The sequence below is a fragment of the Clostridium sp. genome (assembly GCF_036643715.1).
Taxonomy (GTDB): Bacteria; Bacillota; Clostridia; order Clostridiales; family Clostridiaceae; genus Clostridium.
The window spans coordinates 36,363-49,598 of sequence record NZ_JAVXRL010000019.1 but is presented as its reverse complement, the minus strand read 5'-3'; the positions used below and the strand labels follow the sequence as shown (position 1 = coordinate 49,598).

Sequence of the window (13,236 nt, the reverse complement as noted above, 5' to 3'; positions counted from 1 at the left end):
ACTATTTTAAATTTAATATGTGGACTTTCTAAAATAGATAGTGGAGATATAATAGGAGCAAGTAAAGAGAGTGTGAGCTATATTTTTCAAGAAGATAGATTACTACCTTGGCTTACTGTATATGATAATATAAAGCTTGCACTTATTAAGTACTATGATGGAGAAGAGCTTAATAGAAAAATAGATGATGTACTTGAAAAAGTTAATGGCAAAGAGTGGAAGGATATTTATCCAAATAAGTTAAGTGGGGGAATGAGGCAGAGAGTTAATATAGCAAGAGCCTTAGGAAAGCCATCAAAGATAATTCTTATGGATGAACCTTTTAAGTCTTTAGACTATAAAACAAAGTATTCAATAATGAAAGAATTTAAGAAAATTTTCGAAGAAGATAAGAGGATAGTAGTGTTTGTTACTCACGACGTAGATGAGTGTGTGTATTTTATGGGGAAAGTTATTGTTGTATCAGGTAGTCCTTTAGAAATAAAGGGAGTATTTGACTCAGAACTTTATAAACATAAAGAAAAAATTATTGATTTATTGTAAGGAGAAAACATGATAAAAAAATTTATTAACTATTATAAACCCTATAAGAAATTATTTTTCTTAGATATTTTCGTTGCGCTAATAGCAGCAGGATGTGATTTAGTATATCCATATATGACTAAAGAACTTATAAACATCTCTATTCCTAATAAGAATATGAGAATGATAGTCATATTTGGAATTGTTTTAGTTGGAATATTTGTTGTAAAGGCAGTATGTGGTTACTTTATGCAGTATTGGGGACATGTTGTTGGAGTAAGAATGCAAGGTGATATGAGAAGAGATTTATTTACACACTTGCAAAAGCTTCCAAACAGTTATTTTGATAACAATAAAACTGGAGATATAATGTCAAGAATCGTTAATGATTTAAATGATATTTCAGAACTTGCCCATCATGGACCTGAAGATTTATTTATTTCTATAATAATGTTACTTGGATCATTTTTAATACTTATAAATATTAACGTGCCACTTACACTTATTATATTTGCTTTTATACCTGTAATTGTTATATTTACATTTATTCAAAGAAAGAGAATGCATAACGCTTTCTTAAAGACAAGAGAAGAAACTGGTTTTGTAAATGCAACACTTCAAAATAGTATTTCAGGAATAAAAGTTTCAAAAGCTTTTGTTACAGAAGAATATGAAGTAGAAAAATTTGAAGTAGGTAACAGTAGATTTAAAGGTGCAAGAGAAAAGGCGTATAAAGTTATGGCGCAATATTTCTCAGGAGCAAACTTTGCTGTAGATATATTAAATTATGTCGCTTTAATTGCCGGGGGAATATTCACATTATATGATAAAATCTCTATTGGAGATTTTATGGCATATGTACTTTATATAAAAATGTTTACAGATCCTATAAAGAAGCTTATAAACTTTATGGAACAATACCAAAATGGAATGAGTGGATTCCATAGATTTGTAGATACTCTTGATATTCAAGTAGAAGAAGATAAAGAAAATGCTATAGATTTAAATAATGTTAAAGGTAACATTGAATTTAAGGATGTGCATTTTAGTTATGAAGATAAAAAGATATTAGAAGGAATATCACTTGAAATTAATGCAGGTAAAATGTTTGCATTAGTTGGGCCATCAGGTGGTGGTAAGACAACCTTCTGTAACCTTATACCAAGATTTTACGATATTGAAAGTGGAGATATCGCAATTGATGGTGAAAGTATATACGATATTAAAGTAGATTCATTAAGAGAAAATATTGGAATAGTCCAACAAGAAGTATTTTTATTTACTGGAACTATAAAGGAAAATGTTTTATATGGTAATATGAAGGCTTCAGATGAAGAAGTTATTGAAGCTTGTAAAAATGCCAATATCCATGATTTCATAATGGAACAAAAAGATGGGTATGATACTTTTATAGGCGAAAGAGGAGTTAAGCTTTCAGGTGGTCAAAAGCAAAGAATATCAATAGCTAGAGTGTTTTTAAAGAACCCTAGAATATTAATATTAGACGAGGCAACATCGGCTTTAGATAACACAACAGAATATATGATACAAAAATCTTTAGAAACTTTATGTAAGGGAAGAACTACTATTGTTGTAGCTCATAGATTATCAACAATAAGAAATGCTGATGAGATAGTTGTATTAACTGATAATGGTATTGAAGAAATGGGAAGCCATAATGAACTTATGAAAAAAGATGGAGTTTATAAAAATCTCTATGATTCTTCAATGAAATTAAGCTAATTTAAAAAAAAATTATACAAAAGGACAAAAAGTAATACTACTTTTTGTCCTTTTTATAATTGGAAAAGAATAATTAATAAATAATAGTTAAAAATAGTATTGACTATTAATATAAAAAGTATTAAAATTAATAAAAAAGAGAGATACCCCTAAGGGGTATAAAAAGGAGGAATTTATTATGCCAAGACATATAGGTGATAATAATTTTAATACAGAAGTTCTAGAAAATAAGGAAGTAGTTTTAGTTGACTTTTTCGCAACTTGGTGTGGACCATGTAAAATGATCGCTCCAATATTAGAAGAATTAGAAACTGAAATGGGAGATGTTAAATTTGTAAAAGTTGACGTTGATGAAAGCCCAGAAGTTGCTACAACATACGGAATTCAAAGTATTCCAACATTAAAAGTATTTAAAGGTGGAAAAGTTGTTGATACAGTAGTTGGATTCTTACCTAAGGAGCAAATTAAAGCTTTAATCCAAAAGAATATTTAAGAGGATGATTTTATGAGTGAAAGATATGATATTGCAATAGTAGGTAGTGGACCGGCGGGGTTATCTGCAGCGCTTAATGCAAAAATAAGAAATAAGTCATTCGTTATTTTTGGAAGTGATAATTTTAGTGATAAGCTAGATAGAGCTCCAAAGATTAACAATTACTTAGGTTTCGCTGGAGGTACAGGGAAAGATCTTTCAGAAAATTTTAAAGAGCACATAAATAAAATGGGTATAGAAATAACTAACGAAAGAATAAATAATATTTATTCTATGGGAGATTATTTCGCTTTAATGGTTAACCAAAAGATGTATGAAGCAAGATCTGTTATATTAACAACAGGTATTGAGTACACTAAGCCATTAAAAGGAGAAGAAGAATTCGTTGGAAAAGGTGTAGGATATTGTGCAACATGTGATGCACCTCTTTATAAAGGTAAGAGGGTAACTATTATTAGTTATACTAAAGAGGGTGAAGAAGAAGCTAATTTTGTAAGTGAACTTGCAGGAGAAGTTTTTTATGTTCCACTTTATAAAGGCGATTACCAATTGAATGATAGTATAAAGGTTGTTAATGATAGACCTTTAGAAATAGTTGGAGATAAGAAAGTAGAGAAAGTAATATTCCAAGAGAGTGAATTAGAGACAGATGGAGTATTCTTACTTAAAAACGCAGTACCTCCAACACAATTAGTCCCAGGTCTTGAAATAGAGGATGGACATATTAAAGTTGATAGATTAATGAAGACAAATATTAAAGGATGTTTTGCAGCGGGAGACTGTGTAGGTAAACCATACCAGTATATAAAATCAGCTGGAGAAGGTAATATTGCAGCTCTTAGTGCAGCATCATATTTAGGTTAAAAAAAGTGTCAGAATTTCTGGCACTTTTTTTGTTGACAAGTATATAATGGAGAGTATAATATAGGTTTAAACGTATAAATAGGAAGGGGGGGAGAATAGGTGAAAGATCACAGAGAATTACTTATTTCAAGAATAAAAGAGGCTTCAAACAAAAAAGAATATACAAGGGAAAATCTTTCAGTATTAACTTTTGAAGAACTTAAAAGGTTATCAGAAGAGTTAACTTCAAAGTAAGAAAGGAATAAAATATGCTTGTAGAAGAGTTTAATTAGAAAGAGTAGCGAATGTTATAATTATTAAGCTACTCTTTTTGTTTTATATAAATATAATACTTTAGGAGGTATAGATGATATTAATTTGTATAATTGCTTTAATAATAATAATAGCAGCAGTAATATTTGTAATTGAATACACATTTAAAAATTCAATTATGAGTGAAAGAAAGTCAGAAGAGAAAGCAATAGAAGTCTTAAAAAATAGAAAGTTATATGATGACGACCTTAAAAAAGTGCTAGATACATCAAATTATGAAGAAATAGACTGCATATCAAAGGATGGATTAAAGCTTAAGGGATATTATTATGAGAAGTATAAAAGAGGCGATAAGGGTGTTATATTAGTACATGGATATACTGCAAACCACATAATCCAAAGTCCATTTATACAACTATTTTTAGATGAAGGGTTCAATGTTCTTTTAATAGACATGAGAAGTCATGGAAATAGTGAAGGGAAGTATGCAACTTATGGAAGGCATGAAAAGGAAGATTTACATATTTGGTATAAAATATTAAAGGATAGATTAAAAGAAAATGCATTTATTGGACTTCATGGACAGTCGATGGGAGCTGCAACATCATTAATGTATGGTGGGTATCAAAATAATTTGGACTTTATAGTATCAGATTGTGGATATTCTAATGGTAAAGATATTTTGAAATATCAAATACAGGAGAAGGCTAAAGCTCCGTTTAAACCGATATTTTATTTATTAAATAAAAAAGTTGAGAGAGTTTGTAAATTTAATTTCAATGAGATATCACCTATAGAAGATATAAAAAACTTGGATATACCAATATTATTTATTCATGGAACTGCTGATATAACAGTACCCTGTAGGATGAGTGAAGAAATGTTCTTAAATAGAGGCAAGGATTTTGATAGATTCCTTAAAGTGAGTGGCGCAGGACATATGGTATGTTATGCGATGGATAAAGAAAATTATAAAAATGTACTTCATGAATTTTTAGAACAATGTTATAAATTAAAAAAGAGCATTAAAGTGATTTAATCACTTTAATGCTCTTTTAAAATTATCTTCTTTTTGTAGCAACTTCTACGTTAACTCTTCTACCGTTAAGTTTGATACCTGAACAGCTAGTTATAACTTTTTCTGTTATATCAGGATCTACTGAAACGAATGAGAAGTTTTCAAGGATATCGATCTTGTTGATCTTTGATCCCTTAACTTTAGCTCTTTCAGTAATGAACTCAACAAATTTCTTTGGTGATAATTGTTCTCTCTTACCGATTGAGAAGAATAATCTAACGTCATCTGACTTAGGAGCTCCTAATGAGTCTTGCTTGTAATCAAATGATATTTCGTTATCAAATTGCATCTTTAAAAGTGCAGCTAATGCATCAACTGTCTCAAAGTTGTCTAATATTTCTTGAGCTAATGGTAAGTATTTCTTGTAAGCTTTTTCTTCTAAAACAGTTTCTATGCTTGAATACTTATCTTTAAGCTTTTTATCAAGTATTTCGTTAACTGTAGGTAATTGAGCTCTCTCAATATTTCCCTTAGTAACTCTCTTGATATCTCTCATCATAGCATTTTCTCTAGGAGTAACGAATGAGTACGCTGTACCTTCTTTGTTAGCTCTACCAGTTCTTCCGATTCTATGAACGTAGCTTTCTACATCTTGAGTTAAATCATAGTTTATAACGTGAGTAACGCCTTCAACGTCGATTCCTCTAGCAGCAACATCAGTAGCAACTAAGAAGTTTAATGAACCTTCTTTAAATCTCTTTAAAGTCTTCATTCTGTGTTGTTGTGACATATCTCCGTGCATTCCTTCAACAACATAGTTCTTACCTTGCATTTGTTCTACTAATTCGTCAACACCTTTTTTAGTTCTACAGAAAACTATAGCTATTTCTGGTGTATCGTAATCTAAAACTCTGCATAATGCTTCAAATTTGTTTCTGTGATTAACATCAAAGTACTTTTGTTCGATCTTTGAAACTGTCATAGCAACCTTTTTGATTTGGATGTGCTTAAGGTCTGGTTTCATGTACTTTTGAGCTAACTTCTTTATTTGAGGTGGCATTGTAGCTGAGAATAGAAGTGTTTGACGATCTTCTGGTAATTCATTTATAACGCTCTCTATATCATCGATGAATCCCATATTAAGCATTTCATCGGCTTCATCTAAAACTAAATAGTTGGCTCCGCTTAATTTAAGTTTCTTTCTTCTGATTAAGTCAAGAACTCTTCCTGGAGTACCAACAACTATATCAACGTGAGCATCTAAAGCTCTAATTTGTTTGCTTATTGGATCTCCACCGTATACAGGAAGAACAGATAACTTTTCATATTTAGTAAGTTTCTTAAATTCTTCGTAAACTTGTATTGCAAGTTCTCTAGTTGGTGTAAGTATTAATGCTCCAACATGCTTAGATTTTTCAAATGTATTAAGAATAGAACAACCAAAAGCAGCAGTTTTTCCTGTTCCTGTTTGTGCTTGCCCTATTATATCGTATCCCTCAGTAGCTAGTGGTATTGCCTCTGCTTGTATAGCTGATGGCTCTTCATATCCTAAATCCATTATAGCTTTTAAGATATTTTCTCTTAAGTTTAAATTTTCAAATTTTATATTATTCATTCAAATTTCCCTTCGTGTTTATATTTGTACCGTACAATCTATAAAAATTTTTATCAACTTATTAAGTATATAGTATCTTTGGGGTAATTGTAAAGGCAGATTCACATATTTAATAAAGTAATCTATTACATTAAATGCAATATTAGAGAAAAAAATTTTTTTATGTAAAATTAAAGAGAGTATTGACTAAAAAAGAGATAATTTGTATTCTTATTAATAGACAATTTTCTTAAAAATTGTACAAAATAGAAAAGAAGTTAAGAGGATAGGTGAGATATGGTGATAGTTGTTGGTGGTATGATTGGACTTGGCAAGAGCTCAGTTGCAAAGATTTTGGGGGAACATTTAAATTCAGATGTATTTTATGAGAGTGTTGATGATAATCCAATACTTCCTTTATTTTATAGTGAAACAGAGGAAGAAATTAATAAAAATAGATATCCATTTTTATTACAGTTATACTTTTTAAATACAAGATTTAAAAGTATTAAGGAAGCGTTAGTTCATAATGATAATATTTTAGATAGGTCAATATATGAAGATTGGTATTTTGCAAAGAAGAATATGGAACTTGGAAGAATATCAGAACTTGAAATGTCTATATATGAAAATCTTTTAAAGAATATGATGGAAGAACTTGAAGAGCTTCCAAAGAAAGCACCAGATGTAATGATATATTTAAAAGGATCTTTTGAAACAGTTTTAGAGAGAATAAGACTAAGAGGAAGAGATTTTGAAGTTGATGATGATTTAAAAGAGTATTATGAATTCTTATGGAAAGATTATGATGATTGGGTAGAAAATCATTATGATGCTTCAGAAGTATTAATAATTGATATGGATAAGATGGACGTTGTAAATAATAAAGTAGACGAAGAAGAATTAGTAAGATTAGTTAAAGAGAAAGTTACAGAAGTAAGAGGAATAGAATTCTAAATTACTTTATAAAAAAAAGCCTAGCGATTTCGCTAGGCTTTTTTTGTTTTAATATTTATCTAAATGAATTTACCGATGCATCAGATGGCATTCTAAAGTCACCACGAGGACTTAAAGATATTGTTCCAACTTTTGGACCATCTGGAAGAGCGCTTCTCTTAAATTGTTGTGAGAAAAATCTCCATAAGAATTTATTAAGCCATTTTTCAATTGTTTCTTTTGAATAATCATCTTTAAAAGCTTCTTCAGCTAAGAATAATATTCTTTCTTTAGATGAACCATGTTTAATAAAATGATATAAGAAGAAATCATGTAATTCATAAGGACCTACTATATCTTCTGTCTTTTGTGAAATTTCCCCAGTCTTTTCGTCTTTAGGTAAAAGTTCTGGACTTACAGGAGTATCTAGTATATCAAGTAAAGTGTCACAAGCAGCTTTAGAAGATTCATTAACAGCAACGTAATGAACCAAATATCTAACTAAAGTCTTTGGTATTGATGGATTAACAGAGTACATTGACATATGATCTCCATTGTATGTACACCAACCAAGGGCAAGCTCAGATAGGTCACCAGTACCAATTAATAAACCACCTTCTTTATTTGCAAGATCCATAAGGATTTGAGTTCTTTCTCTTGCTTGAACATTTTCATAAGTTACATCATGAATATTTTTATCGTGGCCTATATCTTCAAAATGTTGAAGGGCAGCTTTAACTATATTAATTTCTCTTAAGTCACAATTTAGTTCTCTACAAAGAGTTAATGCATTATTATAAGTTCTATCAGTTGTTCCAAAGCCAGGCATTGTTATAGTAACAATATTTTTATTATCTATATTAAGCAGCTTAAATGTTTTAACTATAACAAGTAGTGCTAAAGTTGAATCAAGGCCACCAGATATTCCAATGACAGCTTTTTTAAGTCCAACATGTTCTAGTCTTTTAGCTAATGCAGCAGCTTGAATGTTGAAGATTTCTTTGCATCTAAGAGCCATTTCTTCTTTTCTTGAAGGAACGAAAGGATGTTTATCAACATGTCTGTCAAAATTCTCTAATACTAAAGAATCGAAGTTAAAATCTATAAACTTAGCTGTAAAAGGTGATAATCTTTGAGAGTCCCTAAAACTTAAGTTTTTAAGTCTTTCAGAATTTAATCTAAATACATCTATATCGGCATATATTATTTCATTTTCTCTTTGGAATCTTTCATTTTCTTTAAGCATTGTTCCATTTTCACTTATAAGTAAGTGTCCACTGAAAAGTAGGTCCGTGCTTGATTCATGAACTCCAGCAGAAGAGTAAATATAAGCACAAATTGAACGTGCACTTTGATTAGAAACTAAGCTTCTTCTGTAATCAGCTTTAGATACTAATTCGTTTGATGCTGAAAGGTTGAAAATTATATTTGCTCCTTCTAAAGAAAGGTATGAGCTAGGTGGGATTGTAACCCAGAGGTCTTCACATATTTCACATCCAAAAGTGAAGTTATCACATTTAAATATTAAATTTGTTCCAAAGGGTATATCTTGTTGGAATGGAAGATCAACTTTTTCATCAACTATTCTTGCACCTTCAGCAAACCATCTTTTTTCATAAAATTCGCTATAATTTGGGATATATGATTTTGGAACTATTCCAAGTATTTTACCTTTAAATATTACAAATGAACAATTATAAAGAGTACATCCTTTAAGTAAAGGTGCTCCAATCATTATCAACATATCTGTATTAGATGATTCTAAAGCTATCGATACAATACCTTTTAATGCGTCATCTAATAATCTACTTTGAAGAAATAAATCTCCACAAGTATAAGAAGTTACACAAAGCTCTGGAAAGGCAATAGCTTTTGCGCCTTTTGAACTTGCTTCATTTATACAATTTATAATTTCGCCTACATTATACTTAACATCAGAAACTTTTGTTTTAGGGCAGGCTGATGCTACTTTAATAAAATCCATAATTATCATCTCCAGTACGTAATGTTGTTGTATTTAGTATTACAACTTTCTATCCTATATATAACAATAATAAAATGAAAATATTAGAAAATCAATGGAAATGGAAGAAAAGATTATTAAATACACTTTAAATGGTATTAGATACCGTATAAAAGGATAAAACAAATATTGTAAAAAGGATTAATAGTAATTATAATTAAATCATAGTCAGATGGGATAAAAAAATAAATAAATGATATAATGGTAATAAGTAGAAAAAAAGGAGGTATTAATATGTTCTTAACTATATTTTGGATTGTACTTGCAGTGGTATTAATTGTAGTAGATCTAGCAACTAGTGCATTCTTATTTTGTTTTATAGCAATAGGTGCAATTGCTGGGATGATTGCTAACTTAGCAAGTTTAAGTTTGATCTTACAAGTTATTATTGCAGGTGTAGTAAGTGTTATAGCAATTTCTATTGGAGTACCTTGGGCTAGAAAGAAATTTAAAACAAGTATAAAATCAAAGCCGCTAATGGAAGAAACGTACATAGGAAGAGTTTTAAATTGCGAAGAAGATATAAGAAAAGAAGGCAGAATTAAAGTATCCGGAATATATTGGGCCGCAATTAATGAGGGGGAAGACATAAGAAAAGGAGACAAACTTATTATAACTGGTATTGTAGGAAGTAAATTAAAAATAAAAAAATATAAGGGGGATGAAGAATAATGGCAGGATTAATTATTGGTATAGTAGTTGTACTATTAGTTTTAATCATTATCGTATCATCAATAAAAATCGTAAATACAGGATATTTATGTGTAGTAGAAAGATTTGGTCAATTTAATAGGGTTTTAGAACCAGGATGGCATGTTATAATTCCATTTGCTGATTTTGTTAGAAAGAAAGTTTCAACAAAGCAACAAATTATAGATGTACCGCCACAAACAGTAATTACAAAGGATAATGTTAATATATCAGTAGATAATGTTATATTCTACAAGTTACTAAATGCACAAGATGCAGTTTATAACATTGAAGATTATAGATCTGGTATAGTATATTCAGCAACAACAAACATAAGAAATATAATTGGTAATATGTCTTTAGATGAAGTTTTATCAGGAAGAGATAAGATTAATCAAGAATTACTTATAATAATTGATGAAATTACTGATGCATATGGAATTAAAATATTATCAGTAGAAATTAAAAATATTATACCTCCATCAGAAATACAAAATGCTATGGAAAAACAAATGAAGGCTGAAAGAGATAAGAGAGCAATGATCCTTCAAGCAGAAGGTGGAAGACAATCACAAATAGAAAAAGCCGAAGGTGAAAAGCAATCACAAATTTTAACAGCAGAAGCTGAAAAAGAAGCTAATATTAGAAGAGCAGAAGGTCTTAAAGAGTCTCAATTACTTGAAGCAGAAGGTAAGGCTAAAGCTATAGCTAAAATTGCAGAAGCTGAGGCAGAAGCTATAAGAAAAGTAAATGAAGCTATTATAGAATCAGGTACAAATGAGGCTGTAATCGCATTAAAACAAGTTGAGGCATTGAAAGAAATGGCTAAAAATCCAGCTAACAAACTTATATTACCAAATGAAACATTATCATCTCTTGGTAGTATAGCGGCAATTGGAGAAATGCTTAAAGGAAATAAATAATAGGTAGATAATATAGAGGGTAAGTCTTAGAATTTATAAGGCTTATCCTCTTAAATTTACAGTAAAAATAAATGTCGAAAAATAGGCGAAAAAATAATAAAATGTTGAATTAATGGTTAATATTTGAAAGTGATAGGGAAATTATTTTCAGTAGAAAATATTAGGGTAATCACCTAAATATGTAATTTACGTAGGTTGTTTATATTAACAATGTGTAAAAGTTCCTAAAAGCGGTTGAAATGTTGGGAAATAAAATCGTAAGATAAGTATATCTCATTGTAAGGAGGTACATATGAAAAAAAAGGTATTAATCATTACATTAGTGGGTATATTTACTATGGGTTTAATTGGGTGTGCATCGGATACTGTAATAAAACAAGAGAATAATGAGTCAAGTGATTCAAAAGACAATAGTATTTCAGTGAATTATAAGTTACCTGAAATCAATGATAAAGATATAAAAGACAGTTCAAGCGATATTGGCGGACTAGTTAAAGAATATAAGGAATTAAAAGATGATTTAACTGAAGATAAAGAAAGTATAGATAGTGTTATAAAGAAAGATAGAAGCACTGTTGAAGGTCATGCCGATAAGATTACAGGCAGTTTAAAAGAAATATTGAATAAATAGTTTGTTAGCTTCAAGAAAAAACTTGGAGCTTTTTTTCTTGACTTCATTACTTTAGCGTGATAAAGTAATGAAGTGAGGAGGGGTTAGAATGAAAAAGTCAATTATAAATATTTTAATTTGGTTTTTAGTAATTATAGTAGGTGCTGGTATAGTGCATTTGCTAAATGAAAATAATAAAGAAAAAGATAAAAATGTAATTATTGTTGGGTATGATGACACATTTGTCCCAATGGGATTTGTGAATGATGATGGACAAGTTGTTGGATTTGATATTGATCTAGCAAAAGCTGTTTCAGAAAAAATAAAAAGAAAGATTGAATTTAGATCAATAGATTGGACTATGAAAGAAACAGAACTTAGAAATGGAAATATAGATTTAATCTGGAATGGATATTCAGTTACTGATGAAAGAAAGAAGCAAGTAGATTTTTCTAATCCTTATATAAGTGATAGACAAGTAATTATAGTTAAAAATAATTCACATATAGAAAGTAAAAATGATTTCAAAAATAAAAAAGTAGGAGTTCAAGCAGCCTCAAGTGCATCAGATGCAGTTATGAAAGATACAAAATTTATTGATAACCTTAAAGCGGGTGGATTAATACAATATCAATCTAATAATGATGCATTAATGGATTTAGATTCAGGGAGAATTGATGGTGTTGTTTCAGATGAAGTTCTTGCAAGATACTATATGAATAAAAGAGGGAACGATAAGTATAGAGTACTTAAAGAGGATTTTGGAAGTGAAAACTTTGCAATAGGAATGAGAAAAGGTGATAAGGAATTAAAAGATGAAATTAATAGAGGATTACAAGAAGTAATTAATGATGGTACAGCAAAAAGTATTTCAAAGAAATGGTTTGGAGACGATATTATAATAAAGGAGGAAAAATAATGGACAATATGCAAGTTATAATACCTCAGTTACTAGGAGGGCTAAAAATAACACTTTCAGTATTCTTATTAACACTATTAATTTCAATTCCACTTGGAATGATGGTTGCTATAGGAAGAATAAAAGGAAACAAACTAACGAAAACAATAATCGATTTTTATATTTTAGTGATGAGAGGAACTCCGCTATTATTACAAATAATATTTATATTTTTCGGGTTACCACTAGTTGGAATTAGATTTGGTAGATTTTCAGCGGCGATAGTTGCATTTGTATTAAATTATGGAGCTTACTTTGCAGAAATATTTAGAGGTGGTATAGAATCCGTTGATGAGGGTCAATTTGAAGCTTGTGAAATGCTTGGATTATCAGAATGGGATGTTTATATTAAAGTAGTACTACCACAAGCTATAAAGAATGTAATTCCTCCGATTGGAAATGAAGTTATAAGTTTAGTAAAAGATACTGCATTAGTATATATACTAGGACTTCAAGATATACTTATGGTTGGTAAAATAGCTACAAATAGAGATGCATCATTAGTGCCATTACTTTTAGTTGGGCTTATGTATTTACTAATTATAGTAGTACTTACATTTATGTTTAAAAAGATTGAGAAAAAGTATAGTTATTATAAATAGGAGGAGAG

At 29.7% G+C, this 13,236-nt stretch carries 14 protein-coding genes; 12 read left to right on the top strand and 2 right to left on the bottom strand.

Translation table 11 applies throughout. The features are described 5' to 3' along the window. The 6 genes from RSF37_RS07480 to RSF37_RS07455 all read left to right on the top strand — a co-directional run. Window positions 1-543: ATP-binding cassette domain-containing protein (locus RSF37_RS07480; protein WP_332563780.1), on the top strand; the 543-nt coding region annotated here is incomplete at its 5' end. 9 nt (window positions 544-552) lie between these two features. Next, window positions 553-2,265 carry an ABC transporter ATP-binding protein gene (locus RSF37_RS07475; protein ID WP_332563779.1) on the top strand — a complete coding sequence of 571 codons (1,713 nt, stop codon included), beginning with the start codon at window positions 553-555 and terminating at the stop codon, window positions 2,263-2,265. Window positions 2,266-2,443: 178 nt separating this feature from the next. After that, window positions 2,444-2,758, top strand: coding sequence for a thioredoxin (gene trxA / locus RSF37_RS07470; RefSeq protein ID WP_332563778.1), 315 nt, complete (start codon window positions 2,444-2,446; stop codon window positions 2,756-2,758). 12 nt (window positions 2,759-2,770) lie between these two features. Continuing rightward, window positions 2,771-3,622 carry an NAD(P)/FAD-dependent oxidoreductase gene (locus tag RSF37_RS07465; protein ID WP_332563777.1) on the top strand — a complete coding sequence of 284 codons (852 nt, stop codon included), beginning with the start codon at window positions 2,771-2,773 and terminating at the stop codon, window positions 3,620-3,622. A 99-nt stretch (window positions 3,623-3,721) separates the two neighbouring features. Next, window positions 3,722-3,856: a hypothetical protein gene (locus RSF37_RS07460; protein ID WP_332563776.1), complete on the top strand. Its 135-nt coding sequence runs from the start codon at window positions 3,722-3,724 to the stop codon at window positions 3,854-3,856. A 112-nt stretch (window positions 3,857-3,968) separates the two neighbouring features. Then, on the top strand, window positions 3,969-4,913 hold the full coding sequence (locus RSF37_RS07455; protein ID WP_332563775.1) for an alpha/beta hydrolase: 945 nt from the start codon (window positions 3,969-3,971) through the stop codon (window positions 4,911-4,913). A 22-nt stretch (window positions 4,914-4,935) separates the two neighbouring features. Here RSF37_RS07455 and RSF37_RS07450 read toward each other — a convergent pair whose 3' ends face one another. Then, complete coding sequence (locus tag RSF37_RS07450; RefSeq protein ID WP_332563774.1) at window positions 4,936-6,507, bottom strand: DEAD/DEAH box helicase; 1,572 nt, start codon at window positions 6,505-6,507, stop codon at window positions 4,936-4,938. Window positions 6,508-6,783: 276 nt separating this feature from the next. Here RSF37_RS07450 and RSF37_RS07445 point away from each other — a divergent pair, with 276 nt between their 5' ends. Beyond that, window positions 6,784-7,443, top strand: coding sequence for a deoxynucleoside kinase (locus RSF37_RS07445; protein WP_332563773.1), 660 nt, complete (start codon window positions 6,784-6,786; stop codon window positions 7,441-7,443). Between the two features lie 55 nt (window positions 7,444-7,498). On the opposite strand, the gene RSF37_RS07440 is transcribed toward RSF37_RS07445, so the two are convergent. Next, entirely contained in the window at window positions 7,499-9,406 is a 1,908-nt protein-coding gene (locus tag RSF37_RS07440; protein WP_332563772.1) for an NAD(+) synthase, read from the bottom strand. 273 nt (window positions 9,407-9,679) lie between these two features. On the opposite strand from RSF37_RS07440, the gene RSF37_RS07435 reads away from it, so the two are divergent. The 5 genes from RSF37_RS07435 (at window position 9,680) to RSF37_RS07415 (ending at window position 13,228) form a co-directional block, all read left to right on the top strand. Continuing rightward, window positions 9,680-10,117, top strand: a complete 438-nt coding sequence (locus tag RSF37_RS07435) for an NfeD family protein (protein WP_332563771.1) — start codon at window positions 9,680-9,682, stop codon at window positions 10,115-10,117. Beyond that, the gene (locus tag RSF37_RS07430; protein ID WP_332563770.1) at window positions 10,117-11,058 is read left to right on the top strand and encodes an SPFH domain-containing protein; all 942 of its coding nucleotides are present in this window, start codon (window positions 10,117-10,119) and stop codon (window positions 11,056-11,058) included. Before RSF37_RS07435 ends, RSF37_RS07430 begins: the two co-directional genes overlap by 1 nt. 292 nt (window positions 11,059-11,350) lie before the next feature. Further along, entirely contained in the window at window positions 11,351-11,689 is a 339-nt protein-coding gene (locus RSF37_RS07425; protein WP_332563769.1) for a hypothetical protein, read from the top strand. A gap of 88 nt (window positions 11,690-11,777) precedes the next feature. After that, on the top strand, window positions 11,778-12,587 hold the full coding sequence (locus RSF37_RS07420; protein WP_332563768.1) for an amino acid ABC transporter substrate-binding protein: 810 nt from the start codon (window positions 11,778-11,780) through the stop codon (window positions 12,585-12,587). Then, a complete protein-coding gene (locus RSF37_RS07415) occupies window positions 12,587-13,228 on the top strand; it encodes an amino acid ABC transporter permease (RefSeq protein ID WP_332563767.1) in 642 nt (213 codons plus the stop codon). Before RSF37_RS07420 ends, RSF37_RS07415 begins: the two co-directional genes overlap by 1 nt. Window positions 13,229-13,236 lie beyond the last annotated feature (8 nt).